The sequence below is a fragment of the Bartonella sp. B39 genome, from assembly GCF_053795145.1.
The window spans coordinates 718,308-738,195 of record NZ_CP200036.1; the positions used below are offsets into that span (position 1 = coordinate 718,308).

The following is a 19,888-nucleotide window of genomic DNA, read 5'->3' on the forward strand; positions in this document are numbered from 1 at the left end:
TTTTCATCGTAACCTTTTTTCTCACCTAAGGCTAGAAATGCTTTAAAACTACTATCACGCTGCTCACCCCCCTAGTGTTGCGACAGCTCTTGCATTAAGACGTTTCATAAGAGGTATTTTTATCCATTTTTTATAGTTTTTTGCCTACGCATTAGCTCCGATTCTTATGTGCAAAAGAAGATAATTGATTCATTATAAACAGGTTTTAAATGAGAGAATCATACGATATTTGGGAGTCTCATTCAAGTTACAAAAAGACAATTTATATTTATAAATCAATGAATTATATGATATATGCAAAAGCTCTCATTACTTCGTTACTTTTGGATACAAAGCAACTGTTGTAAAATCTGGCAAATTAACACCACTCCACGTAAAATCATCAAAAAGCAGTTAGGAATATAAATAATTTTGTTTCAAATATAATTAACTAACCATATTAAAAAAAAGAAACAACATGTAGATATCAAATATATCAACGATCGTCGTCTACTGTAGTGTTAAGGGGCGTTATATTTTTACTTTTCTTAATTTTTATAACTCAAATAATTCCGGTGGAAATAATTAATATAGACCTAGCTAAAGAGAGCCCACTACTCCTACGAGTGAAAAAAGTTCAGCAATAAAGCTAGACACTGCTTCAGCAGAGTTTGCTAAAGTTGAAAAAGTTTCAAAACTCTTACCAAAATCTTCACGACGAGAGTATAATTGAAGAGCTGAAAATAAACTAATATCTACAAATGCACCAATAAATCCTAAAACAAATGCTGACACTAGAATTAGTTTTAAATAAAGTACTGCAAATAAAGACATAATAACACCATGCAGAAGCAAAATACTATGAGCTTACAACGATGTAACATTTAATATAATTTTACTATATAAAAAACCACCGATAGTCGCTCCAACAGCAATGAGAGAAAAATATAATTAACAAAGCTTTCCTCTTCATCCACAGAAAGAACGAAAACTGGAATTAAAAATTTTAAAATTGCACCAGTAAATAGAATAGCAAATGACGAGCCAATGAGCGTAATAAATAAATTATTATTTTTTGTAGAAATATGTTTAAGATAGGAAGTTGTTTCTCGATAAATTTTTATAAAATTGAATGATTTATTCTCATTTGAATTTAAATTGATGAGATTAGGTAACACTATGATAGATATAAAATTAGGTAAAAAAATCAAAAATGAGTACTACCTATTTATTTGCTAAAAAAAGCAGTAAGGAACAAACCAAATGGTCAATAACGGATGTAGTTTCAATTATAATTTGTGCAATGCTATTTGCCTTTGTAAGATCCTTTATGGAAAACATTCTAGGAATAGCAGCTTGAAAACTTAATTGGAAAATACTTCTTCCTATTGTTTGTACATGATGCGGAGCCTCAATTTGCGAAATTTACTGGTACGATCAATGCAATGATGCCCTTTAAGTTAGGGGAATGGAACTTTGTATTGAGCAACCTTTTGAGTGGGCAATATTCGCCTCATAATTTATTGGGTGTGGAGCAGATTTCATTAGGGGAAGCTTCCAATGTGCGTGGCACGCGTAAGAGTTTGATTTTTGGTAATAACGGTTTTTTTATCCGTAATGACTTGTTGTTACGAACAATTCTGTGGAGCAACAATGCATCTTTTAAAAGGGTTTTTGGTGAACTTCGTCCTTATATTGGTTTGGACTATGGTTGTGTGTTTTCGCAGCCCCAGGCAGTCAATCCTTTGTATAGTTTTACGAGTGAACAGCTTGCAGGTTGGACAGCAGGCGTAAAGCTTGCGGGGGGTATTGTATCTCTTGATGCGAGATATTCGAACGTTTTGTGGAGCACAGTCAAGCACAAAAAGTCTGGAACATTTTTTATGACATTAACAATGGATCTTTAAGCATAGCTATGGGGAATTAAAGCATGACATATGGTAAAAGAGAAAAAAGAACAACTTTGTTTGGAGTTTTAGTTTCCAGTACAATGCTCAAAAAAGTTTTGGTAAGCGGAATTAGTTTACCTTTTCTATTCCAATCTCCAGCAGTTCAGGCACAAATTTCTGTGGATCCTAACGCAGGTAGCGCATATCGCTCTGATATTGTGGCAGCGCCCAATGGGGTTCCCTCGATTGATATTGTAACACCCAATGGCAAGGGCTTATCACACAATAAATATTACGATTTTAATGTTGGTAATCCAGGTGTCATTCTCAACAGTCATGCGAGTGAAGTGGGACGATCACAATTGGGGGGCATTATGCCGGGCAATCCGCATTTGCATTTTTCTGGTTCAGCAAAAGTGATTTTAAATGAAGTGACCAGTGGCAAGCGCAGTGTACTTAACGGTCCTGCGGAAGTTTTTGGGCACCAAGCAGATGTTATTATTGCTAATCCTAATGGCATAACTTGTGATGGCTGTGGCTTTATTAATACCCCTCATGCGACATTAACAACAGGTGTTCCTGAAATTGATGTCTCTGGTTTTCTGAAAGGCTTTGAGGTGAAAGGAGGGAATATAACTTTTGGAACAAAGGGAGCAAATTTTTTCTCTGGCAATAGTTCAGTTGATATTCTCGATATTGTTTCACGGACCGTACATTTAGAAGGTTCTGTTGCAGGCAGAGAGATTAGGGTGACGGTTGGGACGGGGCACTTTGATTACGCTTCTCGTGAAATGAAGGAACTCACCGACATTACTGGCAAACCGGAATATGCGATAGATGGTTCTGCGTTAGGGGCTTTGCAGGCGGATCGTATCAAACTTGTTGCGACAGAAAAGGGCGTTGCGGTTCGGATGCGTCATGATATGGCGGCGAATGTTGGGCAGTTGCATCTTTCTGCTGATGGGAAAATCTCTCTGAAGAATGTTTTTGGTCATGGAGGCGTTTTACTGAAATCAAAAAGCCAAAGCGTGCTGGCAAAGCGCATTACATCGAAAAAGGATATTAAGATTGTTGCTCATCAGGGGATTTCTTTAGAAACATTGAGTGCTGATGGTCATTTGATGGCAGATGCACAAAGCGGGATTTTATCTATTACCGGAAAAGCGACGACGGGGAGAAATATGGGGTTGTCTTCGCTCCATGCCATAAAAGTTTCTCAACTTGGCGTTGGCGCTGATCTGACGTTTGAAACAGGTGGCGACCTTACGGTTGGTGGTCTTGTGTTATCCGAAGGCAACCTAAAGGCGCACGCTGGTGGCAATATACAGGCGCATTTTTTAGCAGGTGGGATTGATATGGCTGCTACTGAAGCTGCTGGTGTTATTGTTCTGGGGAAACAGGGTAATATCGATCTACAAAGTGTGAAGGGGAGCATTGCAGCTGAAAATATCTATGGGGCGGGTGATGTTAGACTGATTTCGCATGAAGGGATTTCTGTTTCCCAATCGATTTTGTCTCATCAAAACATCGTCATTCATGCACAACCAGAAACGAATGCCCTCGTTCATTTTAAACAAATTGTAGCTTATGATAAGGCAGATATTAGTGGCGGAACAGTTGATTTTTCTTCTTTTATAACGGGTGGTGATGCTGTTTTAACGGTTGAGAGTCTCGATGCTGGTATAGTTATTAGTGGTGTAGATTTTGCACAATCTCAGCACAGCGTGATGTAGATATTCATGCCGGTAATAATGTGACGCTTTCGGAAAATCATGACATTTCCAAGGCACAAGAAATACACGAAAGGTCGTTTGCAGGTGTTACAACCTTTGTCAATGTCGGTACTCTTGGCACCGTATAAGATGTAAGGAATGCAGCAAAACGTTTTGGTCATGAGGATACAAAACACAAAATCGGTAATGGCATTATTGTAAGTCTAAAAGGCTATGATCTTTATGACAAAGACAAAGGTTTTTACAATGGGATAAAGGATGGCTCACCAAAAGGGGCTCGTGCCAATATGGCTGATATTTTTGCCGGTGTGACAGTAGGGCTTGAAGACTGAGAAAGCAGAGGCGTCTTCTGATACGTCAATTGCTTAACTAATACAATAGAAAGCGGGCGTTCTGTCAATATGCAAGCTCACAAAGGCAGCATCAATAGTGTTGGAGGGGCTGATATCATCGCCTGCATCAATCCAGTCTATGCACTAAATAATGATGAACAGAGCGAGAATATCACCTTAGAAGCAGGAAAAGATATAACCTTTGAAAGTGCACAAAACACGCAAAACCACACGCAAAGTGCTTCGGTGAATGTTGGGTATAGCTATGGTACTGGTGGCGCAGGGGAAACAGGCAATGCCTTCTTTAGTCAAGGGAAAGGCTCCAGTAAGGAGGTTTACCAGAAGAACGCTCATATTGTTGGCAACGGCACTCTTCACACCAACAGTGGGGGAAACGCCACGCTGGCAGGCGTCGTGGATTCTGCAAACCATGTAGCAATGGAAGTAGGGGGTGATTTCACCATTGCCAGTCGCAGTAATGCCGGTCAAATTTCCAGCAAGCAGAAATCAGTTTCTGCAGGATTTGGTGGAAGCAAAAGTTTTGATGCAGGATCAACAAGCCTTTTCTTACAAAAGGATCAATCTTCCAGCGATTATCACAGTGTTGTGGAACAATCAGGCATCAAAGCCGGTGAAGGCGACTTTAAAATCAACGTTAAAGATAAAACGACCCTAACTGGAGGACTTGTTACCAGCACCGCGTCGGCAGAAAAAAACAGCCTGACCACACGAAGCATTAGCATCAGTGACATCATCAACAGTACCCATGCGCAAGCCAGCAGCCGATGTTTCAGTGTTTCTTCTGGTGGTGCTTTGGAACAAGGGCAATATGGTATCATAAAAAACTTGCCAAAAATGTTTTAAATCACGAAAAAGCCAAGGATGCAGCGGAAGGAGAAACTAAAGCTGCTATCAGTGATAGCAGCATCATCCTTACTGATATAACTGGACAAAGGGCGATGGGGCAAGATGCTGGGCAAATCATTGATGCCCTCAACCGCAACACCGCGGCAGCCCATAAAGCCGCTTCATCGATAGACGCTACATCAGTTGAGGATATCGTTCAGAATGGCCTAGATATAAAAATAAATTGTTGGATGAATGGCTTGGTTACTTCGACAAAATTCTTGAAATTGCATATCTCAAAAGCGTCCCGTGAGTGAGGTTGAGCACGATAAAAATGGCAATGTACTCTATAAAATAGATGAAAATGGAAGTCTTATAGAAGACAGCCATGGACAAAAAATATCTCTGTATCATGATTTAAAAGCTGAAGATGAGCAGCATTTACAAGCTGGCTCTGATGGCAATATCCGTGTATTCTACAATGGCATTTTTAACACACAAGATGAAGCAACTCATAATGCTGTTCAGTTGGCTGATAATGAACATGATTCACTTTATTTTATGTATTTTCCAAAAGCTGACTCATGGGAAATAGAGTTAGGAATAGTGATTTATCAGTATGTTGGGGAAGGGAGTAATTCGACCGAAAAATTCTAGAATCTGGTGCATAGCTATAGCAATGATGGGGTTATTATTCGTGCGCATAGTTGTGGCGCCCTGACCGTTGGCAATGGCTTGCGTGATTTTGAAGAGCGTAGTATCTACGGTATAGAAGAAAAAACAGATATCTATCTTTCAGGACCAGCTTATAATGCTAAATCGTGACCCATATGCTAAATTATGTAAGCGATGGCAAGAAAAATTATGTTTATTTATAAAGCCATATGTTAGACTCCATTAGTACAGTGATTGGTCAAAATCCACCTACTGATTATAAGGTACCCTTGGAGTTTTCCTATGTATTATTTTCACCAGCAATTCTAATGAGAGAGATAGGGAGAGCATTAGCAGGATATGATCCTAGTACCCATAATTGTTATGGAAATGCGAGTCCTGAGTGTAGAAATAATTATGGTTCATTTGGTTTTAAAAAAATTGACATGAATGCAAGCCTTAAGTTTTATGCTGGTGATGAACCACACTTCGCACATTCTGTGTACTTTTTCATGAATGTGCGAGCGTGTTTCCTTTGTGTGCCATCATCCCTATCCAACAGTGTAACGGAACAACTGCTGCAACCCACCAAGCTGTAGCATCATTAGACGTAGCAAAGCTGGAAGATATAGCCATGAAAGTCAATAGTGGGCCAAGATGAGCACTGAAAGAAGGCTTTGAATACTACGAAGCAATTTATAAAACTATGTTTATCAAAGAGCACCCTATCACTGTTACTGATCGCGATGAAAAGAGCAATATAATTTATCTCAAAGATGAAAATGGAAATCCTATCAAAGACAGCCGTGGACAAAATATTTCTAAGTTTCATTGTTTAAATGCTGAGGAAAATCAGCATTTGCAAGAAGGTTCTGATGGCAAGGTGCATGCCTCCTTTAATGGAACCTCTACCTCATCTGAGGAAGCCACTGTTTATGCAGAGCAACACGCGAAGGATAAAATAATCCGCTTTATTTTGTTATGGTTTCCCAAGCTGATTCTGCCATATCAGAGCTTATGATAGCAGGCTACCAGAAGTTTATGAAAAATAACTTTTTGGGTTTGACTAATTCAACACAAGAATCAAAAGATTTGGTGTATAGAAATGGTATTACAGGGTTAAAACTTTATGGCCATAGCCGCGGTAGCATGACCGTGGGGAATGCGCTGCAGTCCTTAGATAAACAAGGTTTACATGGGTTAGCAGATCAAACAGAGATCAATCTCTATGCCCCCAGTCTTTAATGCTCAATCTATGGCCAATATGTTAGATAAATTGAATAATGGCAAGCAAACTCATGTCGGCCTGGAAAGACATAAAAAAGACATTGTTAATAGAGATATTAGCCGGTGGCAATCCCACTGCAAAAGGGTGTTTTCTGGCAGTAGTCAGTAAGAAGAAGTAGCCAGCGTAATAATAAACGTCGATAATGTCCATCGTTGTTTTAGAAGTGAGAAGCTAGGATGTAAAATAGCGTATGGGTTATTTTGCCGTGTAGGAGTTTATTCAGAGAAAAAAATGAGAAAAATATTAGAATTATTGAGCGGGATGACTCTGTTTTTTATGGCTGGGTGTTACTCAGATCAGACTCCTTTAACGGCTGTGGATATGTTTGAAAAACCGGGTGCAGACCGACTTGAGATAAAAAAAGCGCTATTAGAATGTGGAATGCCGACCCTTGATGGTTTCCATTTAGAAATAAGCACCAATGAAAAAATAAATAGGGATGCATCCATTGATGCGTGCTTGGTTCGAGCAGGTTTCCGTCATAAATTTGGGATGGTGAATTGGTGTGAGAAGTATAAATCTGACAATCTCCCAATTTGTCAACCTGATGCCGACATTCCCACGCGAAGTGCCAAAAAACGCTTGAATAGCCCTTATTGTAAAGAGAATAAAGACCAGCCTGAATGCCAGCCATAGTTTTTTGCTGGTGATGAACCCTCATATTTTGCGTGCTTTTGCATGCATGTGTGGGGTTGTTTTTTTGGTACACCATTTCAAGACTGTCCTATAGCTGTCCTGGGCACGAAGATGGAATATTAACAAGTTACGAGCCATTTTATCGCAAATAAATCCATTGAAAGAGAAGAAAATGAGGAAAATCTTGAAATTATTGAGCACTATAACTTTGTTAAGTATAGCTGAATGTATGAACCAACCTCCGTCATCGACTCTGGTATTATAGGAAAAGCCTGGAGCGGATCGTATTGCAGTTGGAGAAGCACTGTCAAAATGTGGTTGGCAACCAGTCTATTCTTCTCTTGATAATATGGACTCTTTCATGAGTGAATTTGCATCAATTTATGAATGTATGAGCAAAGCATGTTACCGTTACAACTTGCGAGATTCAAAAGAGATTTATGTATCATCTCCCTCACGCAGTGATTCATTTTTAACAAATCTCTTTATTGCGGGGTATCAGAAGTTTTTTGACAATGATACCTTTGGGGTGAGCGCTACGATGCAAAGTGAACGCGATATGATAAAATATTTTGAAGGTGAGAGGAAACGTTAGCAAACAAAAAAATTTTGCAAAATCGATCATCATCAGCGGCACGAACATCCTTAAAGAGGCAACCAGATAAAAAGCACAATGTGAAATGGGAGACGAAACAATAGTGGCTGTTCCCTTAACCAAAACCCATCAGGCTCAGATCAACACAAGTTGATGAAATGGCATACCATTTTCAGAGTGAAAATTCGAAAGTTGACATGCAAGAGTCTACATCTGTTGGTTCCTCGATAAAAGCTGATGGTGATATCACGGCAGTTGCGGAGCAAGATGGAAAACATCATGACCTTACCCTCATGAGCAATTCCATTGCTGCTGAGGGCAAGGTTGGGCTCAAAACCAGCAATGATATCCTGGTCAGCAATGCAGAAAATAGCTTACATTATGAAATGTCGCACCATAAAGATGGTGGGGCATCGTAGTTTGACATTATGTTTTGCACTAAGTGGGAAGAGGTGGGATTAGTTAGGAATATGTGGTAATTTGTTGTTTTTATGTACAATTTTTACCATTAAATGCGCGTTTTGTAAAATTAAATTTTGACAGCTAAAATGGCCCAAAAGAGCGAAAAATCATAAAAATCGGAATTTTGTGCTAAAAATGAGAGAAGTCTTTGAAAGGTCTTTGAAGAATTTTAAAAAGTCTGTGAAAGCCCAGAAATCCGGCTTTGAAAGACCTTTGAAAAAAATCAGACAAATCGTAAAAGCAACTCCAAAAACAATCCAAAATGACCAAAAAAGCAAAAAAGATTTTCACCTATTGGTGATTATCTATTTTTATGAGCAATATATTATTATAAATAAGATAGTTACATAATTTTTCTAATGTAAAAAGATTTTCATATCAGTTTTTCATTTTGGAGAGGCATTAAGCCGTATTTTGTGTAGTTGTTATATGTGCTCTTTCAGCTTCGATTTGACGCTTTAAATGCAGTTTGAGAAGAGGCAAAGTAAGCTCAACTTCTTCCGTATCATTGATGTTTTGAGCAAGCTCTTGCAACTTTCCATAGAGCTCCGCCGCGATTTCCGCTATATCTTCAGGGGGGAGTTTTATTTTTGTATCACGATAGGTCGTATAAGCTATGCGACCAAGCTTTTTCATGAGTCCAGCAGGGATGGTAGGTGCTTCTAAATCTGTCACTTTCGTTACGTCCGTGAACATTTCGCCTTCACCTGTAGCTAGCCATTCCACAGATACACCGCAAATATTTTTGTAAATTATCAGCATGGATATAGGTGGTTCGCGTAAGCCAGTTTCATAGTTGCTCATAGTACTTTCAGGTACCGCAAGATGATCAGCAAATTGTTTGCGTTCCACAAAACCAAGAGCAAGACGCACTTCACGTAACCGTTTTGCTAGTTCTGTTTTAGGTTCTTTTTTAGGACGTCCCAAAAAAACACTCCTAATACACATTTAGGTTTACTAATTCATAAAAGTGAATTATATCTTTTATTACCGCCCGATATAGCGGGCATATATTTTACAATTAACCCCACAAAGACGGATGTTGCAGCATCCGTTTGAAGCAGGAGCGAAAGTTATGACCATGACCCAAATATGGGATCGCCATAGTATTTTAGCCGAGCTACGCCGTCGTAATATGACCTTGGCGGAGCTTGCAAAAGCTTATCAACTATCGTCATCCAGTGTTCAACATATCTGGACACGGTCTAACGAGAAAGCTGAACGCGCTATTGCCGATTTTATCGGCTTGCCCGTTGAGCAGGTTTTTAGCGACCGCTACCCCAAAAGTCGCCGTCGCATTTTTAAAGCAGCAAAACACGCTAATACGGACTCGCGTACCCCTTCCGCACTGCGCGGTAATGCCGCTTGAACTCGTTACACGGCTTTGCGTGTTAAACGCATTTGCCATGAATTTAGATACCATAAGATAAAAAGGTTTATCAATGTCTAAACATCAATACGAAATTGGCAAGATAAATTGCACACAGTTGTCTCATCAGGCAGCTGATTGGATGGTTTGTTTTTTTAAATCAGCTGGTGCTTCCATTCTCTTTACAGGGGGGGATTATGGTTGCTGCTTATAATTTATGGGTTCCAGAGGCAAAAAGAGAAATCGTTAATCCTTATTCAGAAGTTGAACGTTTACAAGTGATGCTTTCCTGTTCTTTAAAAGTAGTGAGTGGTGGCTTTAAGCATATAACGATCCGATATATTATTGATCCTCCACATGGCTTATTTGATGCGGCGTTAGCACGACAGATTGTTATTCATATTCTGCATTATCAGTTTGAGGTGCCGCGGCGGCGTATTGTTGCCATACAAGCACGGCAGCGGACTTCTATCTCTCTATCTTTGCAAGTGATTAATCGACGTTTGGAAGAACCTGTTTTTGCGAAAGCTTATCGAAGGTGGGCTGGGCGTGCGATGGATTTGTTTTTTAAAGAAATGGAAAAGGTGGCGGCGTGATGGCACGATTTCAAGAGATTGCTTTAGATTTGATTGTGGTGCCTGAGCGCATTCGCCCTGTAGATGATGAGCATGCCAAGGCGCTTGCGCAATCGATGGTGCGAGAGGGATTGATGAATCCGATTACAGTACGCCATACGCCCAACGCTAAAGGGGGCAATTATACCCTTATTGCTGGTGCGCACCGGTTACGTGCTGCTGAGCTTTTGGGTTATCGGGAAATTGATGCTGTTGTGGTGCAAGCTGATAAGGACAATGCCGCGCTTTTAGAGGTTGCAGAAAACCTTTTCCGCAATGAATTGTCGGTGATTGACCGTGCCTTGTTTGTCCAGACCTACCGCGAATTATGGGAAAAGAAGTATGGGGAGATTCAACGTGGTGGTGACCACGGTAATCAATATACAAAGGATAAAGTGGCAAAGGGTAATGTTTACCCTTTGCCAAATGATGGTGACTTAAATGGCAAAGTGCAAAGTTTGCACTTTGCCAAACATGTGGCGGATCGCATTGGTTTATCGAAACGTGCAGTACATTATTTAACGAAAATTTCCCAGCATTTACAGCCGGAATTACGGGCGGTTTTGCGTGGCACGGCATTGGCGGATAATCAGGCGCAATTGTTGAAGCTTGCGAAGATGGAGCCGGTTGCGCAGCGGCGTGTGGCGATTGCTTTGCAACAGGTTGAGGGGGATTTACGGCGGGCTTTTGATTTGGTCAATGGCATTAATACGCCGCCTCACATCAATGAACAGGAACGTATTTTTGCTCAATTGTTGGGTGTTTGGCAGAGAGCGGATGCGCAGACAAAGGCGCGGTTTTGTGATTATCTTGCAAGAGAACGGGGGGAGGAGCAGGCATGAAGAGGCATGGTTCTCAACAGCTTGATTTTTTTCAACAGCCGGTTTTTCCCTGTCGTGAGCCTGTTGCCCAGATTGATCTGGAGCGGTTTCGTTCACGTATTAAGCGTGCCATGGCGCGGGCTTTGCGTGAATGCCCGTTTGAACGCAGTGTGATTGCCGAGCGTATGGCGCATTATTTAGGGATTGGTTGCTTAAGTAAGGCAAGTTTAGATGCTTATGTTGCGGAAAGTAAGCAGGTTGATATTTCCCTGCCGCGTTTTAAGGCTTTTGTGTGGGTGACAGAGGCATTTTGGCTGTGGGATGAGGTTGTGAGTGAAGATGGTTTATTGTTATTGCAAGGGGATGAAGCGCGGTTAGCAGAAATTGTGAGGCTTCAGAAAGATCCTTTGAGAATCCTTTTAAAATTCTATGAAAAAAATTGGTGCAAAACCTGCTGTCAAATTATGTAAAACTTGATAACAGATTACACGTACCATAAAGATGGTGGGGCATTTAGTGGCAGCAAATCAATACATAACAATGTTGATACTACGCAAGTAGTAGTTTCAAGCATATCCGGGGGGAGGGATTTCCCTTGAATCTGAGAACAACACAACAATTATTGCTTCAATGCTTATTGCCGGCACAGAGAAGGACGCAAGATCAGGCAAAGGCGGATATTTCCATTCATTTTGGTGGAAATATTGTTATAAAAGGAGCCCAAGAGAAGTTTAATCAGCAACAACAATCGTCGGAAAGCGGATTTTTTCACGAAAAATCTTCCAATAAATAAATCCGAATCGCACACCACAACGGTTTCGTCTAATCTTGTTGCAGAGAGCGACATTGTGATGCAAGCAAAGCATGACACAACGATTTCAGCTTCTCAGCTGTCCACGGGAAAAGACATCAATGTGACATATGAAGATATTGATTTCTTTATTTTTTAATTCGTTCATAACGTCTATAAGATCGCATTTATTTCTTACAAAAATCATAAAAAGATTAACAATGCATTAATTTTCCTTGATAAAAGGTAAAATTTCAAGCTATCATAGCCGTGCGAGGGAAATCATCCAAAAATGTGAATTTCTATGTCGCATATAGAAGGTGTAATGTGATTTTTCGCAGTAAATATTTAATTAGAAATAAGCGGGCTGACAAATGCTTTTAATTAGCAAGGAAAAGTTTACTTCTATTCTTCATTCAACATTTCAATTCGTTTCTGTGGTAGTTGTATCTCAGTTATTGGCATCTTGCTGTGCGAGCCGAACAGTACCTTTTACAATAAAAGGTTTTTACAATAATAAAGCAACCAATGTAAATACTTCTGTTCTTCCTAAAAAAAATTCTAGTGAACAAAATCAATCAAAAGAAAAGAGAAGTGGGCGAGCTGTTGTCGGTAGACCTTACCAAGTAAACGGAAAATGGTATTATCCCCAAAGTAATCCAACCTATCAACGTATTGGAGAAGCATCATGGTATGGTGCAGATTTTCATGGGCGTTTAACTGCAAACGGTGAGATATATGATATGAACCTTTTGACTGCTGCTCATCCCACAATGCCTTTACCCAGTTATGCTCGTGTTACTAATCTGAGAAATGGATCTTCTATCATTGTTAGAGTAAATGATCGTGGTCCTTTTATGAAAGATAGAATCATTGATTTATCAAAGCAAGCTGCGGAAATACTTGGTTATGCAAGTGCAGGTGTGGCAAATGTTAAAGTGGAATATATTTCTGATGCGCCTGTTGGCTATTATGATGGTGCTTATTTAATGGCTTCTTATATTTCAGGGAATGAGGCTTTGTCCTCATTAGCATTGGCAGGTCTTTCAAAAGAAAGAGAAAATATTGTGCTAGAAAGAATCGGTGCAGACAATCAAAAACGATTGGATGAATCTGCAATTGAACAAAAAGAACTCGATAAAACTTTTTCAATAAGGTTGCCCAAAATCGGTCCCGTTTTGATTAGTAAGCCAACGCTGTTTGATCAAGTGGCTTTTATAAATAAGCCAAGCAAGAAGATACGAGTCAATTAGCTACAAGTTTTAAGAGAATAATGTTTTTTTCTCATCATCTATAATTTTTAAATTACAGATGATAGGAACTGGTTGATTATAGTAGTATTTTTTATTTCAAACAAAAAAAGATGAGATTGCGTATTATTATGGAATAAGGTAACTTTCTAAAAGCGTCATTACGCTTTGCCGTATTTGAGACATTCAAAATAAATCCTACGCGAAAAACGAAAAAGAGAGTATAGCATGCTGGTTTGTTTTGGCGATACTGAGCAAAAATAAAAAACTGGTCTCATTTTTTAATAATTTTCAGTTTACAAAAAACAAATCTTTCCTTGTATAAGAAGATTCTTTATGCTGCCTCTTTAGATATGGGAGAAGGGGTTATGCACAAAGCATTAAGAGTTTTATTCATCTTATTTTGGATGTTGACGTTGGATGGGTGGGGAAGAGCACAAAATTTTCAAAATTCCGCATCGCAATTACTGCTATTAGATAATGACACAGATACAATACTTTTTGAAAAACAGAGTGATATTGCTTTTTTCCCTGCTTCATTAGCAAAACTGATGACGGCTGAAGTCATATTTCATCAATTAAAAGAAGGATTGTTAAGTAGTGCACAGAAATTCAAGGTAAGTGAAAATGCTTGGCGCAAAGGTGGAGCACCTTCTGGTACAACCACTATGTTTGCAAAAGTAAAGACAGAAATTAGTATTTCTGATCTTTTGCGTGGTTTAATTATTGTCAATGGAAATGATGCTGCTATTATCCTTGCTGAGGGGATATCGGGAAGTGAGGCTAATTTCGCAAAGTTGATGAATCAGAGGGCTCAAGCTCTCGGATTGTCGCATAGCCATTTTGTTAATGCGACAGGGCTTTCAGAAGAAGGGCAGTTTGTGACATTGCGCGATATGATCACATTAGCGCGTCATATTGCTCATGAATATCCCGATTATTACACGCTTTACCGTGAACCCCACTTTACTTGGAATAAAATTTTTCAACGTAATAAAAATCCTCTTATTTCTAAAGAAATTGGTGCAGAAGGATTTGGCTTTGGTTACAGTGAAAAAGAAGGTTTTTCAATGGTTGTTTCCGTTTATAAAAACCATCGACGTCTTTTTTTAGCAATAAACGGTTTGCAAGATGGTAAAGGGCATACAAAAGAAGTAGAACGCATTCTTCAATGGGGAATGACAGCTTTCGATCTTAAAACGATTTTCACAAAAGGGGAGGTGATTGGTTGCGCTTCTGTTTATGGTGGATCGCAAAATTTTGTTCCACTTATTGTTAAAGAGCCGATAAATTTTATGCTTTCGAATCAAAAAAAAATGAACATTCAAGCAAAAATTAAATATCGTGGTCCATTAAAAGCTCCCATTGTTTCAGGACAATCAGTCGGTATTCTTCAAATTTTAGAAGATAAAAAGATTTTTCTCGAAAAGACCGTTTTTGCTGGAAAAAATGTTCAGGAAGGAAGCTTTTTTGCAAAAGTAAAAAATTCATTCTATGAGATAACAATTGGATGGTTACGAAAATATTTATAGTATGCGCTAAAATAAAGGATAAGGTTTATAGGTGTCAGGTTATTTTATCACATTTGAAGGGGGGGACGGAGTAGGAAAATCGGTGCAAATTTTTTGTCTTTATGAGCATCTCAAGGGCAAGGGCTATGAAGTTGTTATGACACGAGAGCCAGGAGGAACGCGAGGTGCAGAAATAATACGCGATATTTTATTATCCGGTCAGGCTCAACAGTATGGACCTGTGATTGAAGCCGCTTTGTTTACAGCTGCACGCATCGATCATGTTACCGAAGTTATCGTACCTTCTTTGCAAGAAGGTAAAGTGGTGTTATGTGATCGCTTTATTGATTCTACACGTGTTTATCAAGGACTCAATAATAAGGTAGATTCTTCTATTCTTTCTGTTTTAGAACGTGTTTCTCTCAATGGGATAATGCCTAATTTGACATTTTTACTAGATATATCGGCAGAGTACGCTATGGAACGTGTAAATACTCGAAGATTTTTGGAAAGCGTAAATTATATAAGAAAAAAAGCAGAACCAATTGATTATTTTGAAAAAGATAATTTAGAAATTCAAGAACAAAGGCGCCAAGCTTTTCTTCGACTAGCCGAACAGGAACCTCATAGGTTTCGTGTGATTGATGCGACAAATACAATTCACGTTGTTGCAGACCAAATAAAAAGTATTTGTGATCAAGCATTTATGGATCATTTTATATGAATGACGTAAATTTTGTGCGCCAATATGACGATATTGACACAGTTTTATCGCCTTCACAGAACAATATGATCTTTGGTCATGAGACTGCTCGTCATTTTCTGATGCAAGTGCGTAAAAAGGGGCGTTTACATCATGCTTTATTATTCGAAGGAGAGCACGGAATTGGCAAGGCCACATTGGCATTTCACTTTGCTTGGAATATTTTAAGCTCTCAAAGGGATGATTTCCTACAACCAGAGCATAATTCTATTACATGGCATCAAATTACGCAGGGTAGTCATCCCAATCTTTTACACGTTTCACGTCGCTTTGATTTAAAAACACAAAAATTCAAAACAGGTGTACTTATTGATGATATCCGCGATGTTATGCATTTTTTAAACCAAACTTCGCAAAATAATGGGTGGCGTATTGTTATCATTGATCCTGTAGACGATATGAATAGAAGTGCGGCTAATGCAATTCTCAAAACGCTTGAAGAACCTCCTACAAAGACTTTATTTATTCTTATCACGCACTCTCTAGGAAGAGTGCTTCCAACAATTCGCTCACGATGTCAGCAAATTTCTTTGCGACCATTGCATGATAATGAGATGAAAAAAGCCATTACACATATTTTTTCCAATCAGAATTTACCTGATGAAAAAACTGTTGAAATGATTATTCAAAAATCCAACGGAAGCCCTAGAAAAGCTGCCTTACTTATTTGCGATGGTGGTTTTGAAATTGTTAGAACTATTGATACTCTCTTGGAGAAATCTGTTTGCAATCCAACTGTTGTACATACTGTTGCACAAAAACTCTCATCTCTTTCTTCAGAGATTCAATTTCAACAATTTTGTGACGAACTTCTTGATAAAATTCAAAAAAAAGCTATCATGCTCGTTGAAAGGGAAGATTTGGCTCTCTCAAAAAAATATGCGCAAGTATGGCAGGAGATTTATCAAGAGATAGGGGAAATACAATCATTTAATCTCGATAAAAAGCAATTCATTATCAACTTGCTTTTCAAAGTTCATAAGATCATTCGCGAGGGTACGTTTTTTCCGTGACAATGTGATTAACAGACGTTATGTCAGTGTATCTTTTATTGCGTTTCACAATGAGTATGACATGCGTAATACATATTATATAACAACTCCAATTTTTTATCCTAATGGGACTCCACATATTGGGCATGCCTATAGTGTAATTGCAAGTGATGTTTTGGCCCGTTTTCAACGATTAGACGGAAAAAATGTGTTTTTTCTCTCTGGTACGGATGAGCATGGTTTAAAAATGCAACAAACAGCAGCAGCATTAGGCATAACACCTAAACAACTTGCAGACCGCAACAGTGCAGCATTTCAAAAAATGCTTGCAGTATTAAATTGTTCTAATGACGATTTTATCCGTACGACAGAAGAGCGCCATCATCAAACTTGTCAAGAAATTTGGAAAAAGATGGAAGCGAATGGCGATATTTATCTTGGACGTTATACTGGTTGGTATTCGGTTCGTCAGGAATCCTATTATGAAGAGAAAGATACTGAAGTTGGGGAAGATAACATCCGCCGCGAAAAGGAATTAGGCTCTCCAGTTGAATGGAACGAAGAAGAAAGTTATTTTTTTAGGCTTTCCCGTTATGAAAAAGCTCTTCTTGAATATTATGAAAACCATCCTGATTTTATTGCTCCACTTGAACGACGGAACGAAGTTATAAGTTTTATAAAGTCGGGTTTAAAAGATATTTCCATTTCACGGGCAAGTTTTAATTGGGGAATTCCTGTTCCAAGTAATTCAAAGCACGTGATGTATGTCTGGGTTGATGCGCTTACAAATTACCTGTCAGCAATTGATTTTTTCGATAAAAATTCAAAAAAACGTGATTTTTGGCCTGCAAATGTTCATATCATTGGTAAAGATATTATTCGTTTTCATGCAGTCTATTGGCCAGCATTTTTAATGTCCGCTGGAATTGAATTGCCTAAGTGTGTTTTTGCTCATGGTTTTTTACTCAATCGTGGTGCAAAAATGTCAAAGTCCATTGGAAACGTTGTTGATCCTTTTAAAATGATTGATCACTATGGTATTGATCAGTTTCGTTATTTTCTTCTTCGTGAAGTGCCATTTGGACAAGATGGTAGTTATAGCCATGATAGTTTTGTGAATCGCATTAATGCGGATCTTGCTAATGATCTTGGTAATTTAGCACAGCGCTCTTTGTCCATGATTGCCAAAAATTGCGATGCAAAAGTTCCTATACCAGCTGCTTTTTTAGTTCAAGATCAACAGCTTTTAGAATACTCTCTTCAAGCGCTTGAAATTATGCGCCAAGCCATGTCTTGTCATGGGATGCATTTAGCACTTTCAACTATTTTTTCAGTCGTGGCAGATGCTAATCGCTATTTTGCCAGTGAACAACCTTGGAGTTTACGGAAAAATAATCCAGAAAGATTTTCTACAGTTCTTTACATAACTGTAGAAGTTCTGCGGCAAATAGGAATTATGCTGTTGCCTTTCATACCACAATCGGCAGCCAAGCTTCTTGATAGCCTTGCAATTGCAGAAGACGATCGGCTATTGTATCATATCAGTAATTCAAAAATTCAAGCAGGTCTTGATCTTCCTCCACCAGAGCCAATTTTTCCCCGTTATATCTTGAGAAAAGACGAGACTCATCATGTTGATTGATACACATTGTCATCTTGATTTTGAAGATTTTTCACAAAATTTGGATGATGTTATCCAACGGGCTTTAGATGCTGATGTTAAACGTATGATAACAATTTCAACGCATGTTCATAAGTTGGATAAACTTTTAGCAATTGCGCAGACTTATGAGCAAGTATTTTGTTCCGTTGGCACGCATCCAAATCATGCCCATGAAGAACAAAATATTACAGCTGAGAAGCTTATTCATCACTCGAAGCATTCCAAAATTGTTGCGTTTGGGGAAGTGGGGCTTGATTATCACTATGATTATTCTTCACCAAAAGAGCAAAAGAAAATTTTCCAAGAACATATTATCGCTTCTCGTGAAACACAACTCCCTCTTGTTATACATTCACGCAATGCGGATGGAGATATGGAGAAAATATTACGTGAACAGATAAAAGAGGGCACTTTTCCATTTGTTCTTCATTGTTATTCATCTGGGATGAAACTTGCTCGTGCCGGCATCGAACTTGGTGGTTATATTTCTTTTTCAGGTATTCTTACTTTTAAAAATGCCCTTGAAATTCGTGAAATAGCAAAAATTATACCTCATGAGCATTTATTGGTTGAAACAGATGCTCCATTTTTAGCACCTGTTCCCCATAGAGGAAAAACAAATGAGCCATTTTTGATGCGTTATACAGCAGCTGTTTTGGCTGAAACTATTGGCTTAAGTATTGAAGAAACAGCTCAGATAACGACGCAAAATGCTTTTCGTTTATTTAACAAAATGAAATAAGGCAAAAAGCTATGTTTGATCGGTACCGATTTACAATATTAGGCTGTGGTTCATCTCCGGGAGTACCACGTCCCAATGGTGATTGGGGAGCTTGTGATCCAAATAACCCTAAAAATAAACGTTACAGAAGTTCTTTATTAGTTGAACGTATTCATATATCGGGAAAAAAAACAGCAGTCGTTATTGATACTGGCCCAGATTTTAGATCACAAATGATCAATGCGCGCGTGAACCATCTTGATGCTGCACTTTATACGCATTCTCATGCAGATCATATTCATGGGATTGATGATTTACGCAGCTATGCACTTGCACAAAAATGTTTGATAGATATTTATGCAGATACATTTACACTGGAGCATTTGAAAAATGCTTTCGGCTATTGTTTTCAAACACTAAAAAATTCGTCTTATTCACCCATTTTAAAAGCGCACCTTATTAATGAAGATAGCAAATTTATAATTCAGGGGCAGGGCGGAGCAATAACCGTTAATACGCATCTACAATGTCACGGTAACATTCATTCTTTAGGTTTTCGTATTGGAAATGTTGCTTATTGTACAGATGTTAATGAATTTCCTGAAAAAACATTACCAAAATTGATGAATTTGGATGTTTTAATTATTGAGGCTCTTCAGTTTGAATCTCATCCAAGCCATCTTTCACTTGAACAAGCGCTAGAGTGGATAAAATATCTAAATCCAAAACAAGCTATACTCACACATATGGACAGATCACTTGATTACGATGAGGTTGTAAATTACACCCCTCCGCACGTTAAGCCGGCATATCAAGGACTTATTTTCGAGACAGAGATATCGCTCGGTGTTTAAAATATAAAGTCAATTTTTTACATTATAAGGCACAAATGAGATAATAAACAGCAATTCGGTTAGAAAGAAATACTTTAAATGAGTAGAGCTCTAGCTCTCATGTTTATTCTATATATGTTGGCTGAT

The 19,888-nt window shown here is 38.6% G+C and carries 22 protein-coding genes and 4 pseudogenes; 23 read left to right on the top strand and 3 right to left on the bottom strand.

Going from position 1 to position 19,888, the window contains the following annotated elements:
- Positions 1-475 precede the first annotated feature (475 nt).
- Positions 476-1,371 (bottom strand): annotated as a pseudogene (locus V4P57_RS03180) (MFS transporter); the annotation flags it as partial.
- Positions 1,372-1,379: 8 nt separating this feature from the next.
- Here V4P57_RS03180 and V4P57_RS03185 point away from each other — a divergent pair.
- Both V4P57_RS03185 and V4P57_RS03190 read left to right on the top strand, forming a co-directional pair.
- Positions 1,380-1,886 (top strand): annotated as a pseudogene (locus V4P57_RS03185) (ShlB/FhaC/HecB family hemolysin secretion/activation protein); the annotation flags it as partial.
- 23 nt (positions 1,887-1,909) lie between these two features.
- A pseudogene (locus V4P57_RS03190) lies at positions 1,910-3,568 on the top strand (filamentous hemagglutinin N-terminal domain-containing protein); the annotation flags it as partial.
- Positions 3,569-3,842: 274 nt separating this feature from the next.
- Here V4P57_RS03190 and V4P57_RS03195 read toward each other — a convergent pair.
- Entirely contained in the window at positions 3,843-4,001 is a 159-nt protein-coding gene (locus V4P57_RS03195; RefSeq protein ID WP_455466734.1) for a hypothetical protein, read from the bottom strand.
- A 1-nt stretch (position 4,002) separates the two neighbouring features.
- On the opposite strand from V4P57_RS03195, the gene V4P57_RS03200 reads away from it, so the two are divergent.
- The 8 genes and pseudogenes from V4P57_RS03200 to V4P57_RS03235 all read left to right on the top strand — a co-directional run.
- Positions 4,003-4,797, top strand: coding sequence for a hemagglutinin repeat-containing protein (locus tag V4P57_RS03200; protein WP_455466735.1), 795 nt, complete (start codon positions 4,003-4,005; stop codon positions 4,795-4,797).
- Positions 4,719-5,096: a hypothetical protein gene (locus V4P57_RS03205; RefSeq protein WP_455466736.1), complete on the top strand. Its 378-nt coding sequence runs from the start codon at positions 4,719-4,721 to the stop codon at positions 5,094-5,096. The genes V4P57_RS03200 and V4P57_RS03205 overlap by 79 nt, the downstream gene beginning before the upstream one ends.
- Positions 5,089-5,436 (top strand): hypothetical protein, encoded by a 348-nt coding sequence (locus V4P57_RS03210; RefSeq protein ID WP_455466737.1) that lies wholly within the window; start codon positions 5,089-5,091, stop codon positions 5,434-5,436. The genes V4P57_RS03205 and V4P57_RS03210 overlap by 8 nt, the downstream gene beginning before the upstream one ends.
- Before the next feature lie 6 nt (positions 5,437-5,442).
- A complete protein-coding gene (locus V4P57_RS03215; RefSeq protein WP_455466738.1) occupies positions 5,443-5,604 on the top strand; it encodes a hypothetical protein in 162 nt (53 codons plus the stop codon).
- A 535-nt stretch (positions 5,605-6,139) separates the two neighbouring features.
- Positions 6,140-6,454, top strand: a complete 315-nt coding sequence (locus V4P57_RS03220; RefSeq protein WP_455466739.1) for a hypothetical protein — start codon at positions 6,140-6,142, stop codon at positions 6,452-6,454.
- A gap of 20 nt (positions 6,455-6,474) precedes the next feature.
- A complete protein-coding gene (locus V4P57_RS03225) occupies positions 6,475-6,678 on the top strand; it encodes a hypothetical protein (protein WP_455466740.1) in 204 nt (67 codons plus the stop codon).
- A 274-nt stretch (positions 6,679-6,952) separates the two neighbouring features.
- Positions 6,953-7,357, top strand: coding sequence for a hypothetical protein (locus V4P57_RS03230; RefSeq protein WP_455466741.1), 405 nt, complete (start codon positions 6,953-6,955; stop codon positions 7,355-7,357).
- A gap of 747 nt (positions 7,358-8,104) precedes the next feature.
- Positions 8,105-8,362 (top strand): annotated as a pseudogene (locus V4P57_RS03235) (hemagglutinin repeat-containing protein); the annotation flags it as partial.
- A gap of 454 nt (positions 8,363-8,816) precedes the next feature.
- On the opposite strand, the gene V4P57_RS03240 reads toward V4P57_RS03235, so the two are convergent.
- Positions 8,817-9,341, bottom strand: coding sequence for a helix-turn-helix domain-containing protein (locus tag V4P57_RS03240; RefSeq protein ID WP_455466575.1), 525 nt, complete (start codon positions 9,339-9,341; stop codon positions 8,817-8,819).
- A 148-nt stretch (positions 9,342-9,489) separates the two neighbouring features.
- Here V4P57_RS03240 and V4P57_RS03245 point away from each other — a divergent pair, with 148 nt between their 5' ends.
- The 13 genes from V4P57_RS03245 (at position 9,490) to V4P57_RS03305 (ending at position 19,762) form a co-directional block, all read left to right on the top strand.
- Positions 9,490-9,783 (top strand): helix-turn-helix domain-containing protein, encoded by a 294-nt coding sequence (locus V4P57_RS03245; protein WP_455466949.1) that lies wholly within the window; start codon positions 9,490-9,492, stop codon positions 9,781-9,783.
- A gap of 73 nt (positions 9,784-9,856) precedes the next feature.
- On the top strand, positions 9,857-9,997 hold the full coding sequence (locus tag V4P57_RS03250; protein WP_455466613.1) for a hypothetical protein: 141 nt from the start codon (positions 9,857-9,859) through the stop codon (positions 9,995-9,997).
- Positions 9,981-10,379 (top strand): hypothetical protein, encoded by a 399-nt coding sequence (locus V4P57_RS03255; RefSeq protein ID WP_455466614.1) that lies wholly within the window; start codon positions 9,981-9,983, stop codon positions 10,377-10,379. Before V4P57_RS03250 ends, V4P57_RS03255 begins: the two co-directional genes overlap by 17 nt.
- Positions 10,379-11,239 (top strand): ParB/RepB/Spo0J family partition protein, encoded by an 861-nt coding sequence (locus V4P57_RS03260; RefSeq protein WP_455466742.1) that lies wholly within the window; start codon positions 10,379-10,381, stop codon positions 11,237-11,239. Before V4P57_RS03255 ends, V4P57_RS03260 begins: the two co-directional genes overlap by 1 nt.
- The gene (locus tag V4P57_RS03265) at positions 11,236-11,688 is read left to right on the top strand and encodes a hypothetical protein (RefSeq protein WP_455466743.1); all 453 of its coding nucleotides are present in this window, start codon (positions 11,236-11,238) and stop codon (positions 11,686-11,688) included. The genes V4P57_RS03260 and V4P57_RS03265 overlap by 4 nt, the downstream gene beginning before the upstream one ends.
- Before the next feature lie 125 nt (positions 11,689-11,813).
- Positions 11,814-12,011: a hypothetical protein gene (locus V4P57_RS03270; protein WP_455466744.1), complete on the top strand. Its 198-nt coding sequence runs from the start codon at positions 11,814-11,816 to the stop codon at positions 12,009-12,011.
- Positions 12,012-12,382: 371 nt separating this feature from the next.
- On the top strand, positions 12,383-13,261 hold the full coding sequence (locus tag V4P57_RS03275; protein WP_455466745.1) for a septal ring lytic transglycosylase RlpA family protein: 879 nt from the start codon (positions 12,383-12,385) through the stop codon (positions 13,259-13,261).
- A 365-nt stretch (positions 13,262-13,626) separates the two neighbouring features.
- Positions 13,627-14,790: a D-alanyl-D-alanine carboxypeptidase family protein gene (locus V4P57_RS03280; RefSeq protein WP_455466746.1), complete on the top strand. Its 1,164-nt coding sequence runs from the start codon at positions 13,627-13,629 to the stop codon at positions 14,788-14,790.
- 31 nt (positions 14,791-14,821) lie between these two features.
- A complete protein-coding gene (gene tmk / locus V4P57_RS03285) occupies positions 14,822-15,493 on the top strand; it encodes a dTMP kinase (RefSeq protein ID WP_455466747.1) in 672 nt (223 codons plus the stop codon).
- Positions 15,490-16,545 (top strand): DNA polymerase III subunit delta', encoded by a 1,056-nt coding sequence (locus V4P57_RS03290; RefSeq protein WP_455466748.1) that lies wholly within the window; start codon positions 15,490-15,492, stop codon positions 16,543-16,545. The genes tmk and V4P57_RS03290 overlap by 4 nt, the downstream gene beginning before the upstream one ends.
- 61 nt (positions 16,546-16,606) lie before the next feature.
- Positions 16,607-18,166, top strand: a complete 1,560-nt coding sequence (metG, locus tag V4P57_RS03295; protein WP_455466749.1) for a methionine--tRNA ligase — start codon at positions 16,607-16,609, stop codon at positions 18,164-18,166.
- The gene (locus V4P57_RS03300; protein WP_455466750.1) at positions 18,156-18,929 is read left to right on the top strand and encodes a TatD family hydrolase; all 774 of its coding nucleotides are present in this window, start codon (positions 18,156-18,158) and stop codon (positions 18,927-18,929) included. The genes metG and V4P57_RS03300 overlap by 11 nt, the downstream gene beginning before the upstream one ends.
- An 11-nt stretch (positions 18,930-18,940) precedes the next feature.
- Positions 18,941-19,762: an MBL fold metallo-hydrolase gene (locus V4P57_RS03305; RefSeq protein ID WP_455466751.1), complete on the top strand. Its 822-nt coding sequence runs from the start codon at positions 18,941-18,943 to the stop codon at positions 19,760-19,762.
- Positions 19,763-19,888: the final 126 nt, after the last annotated feature.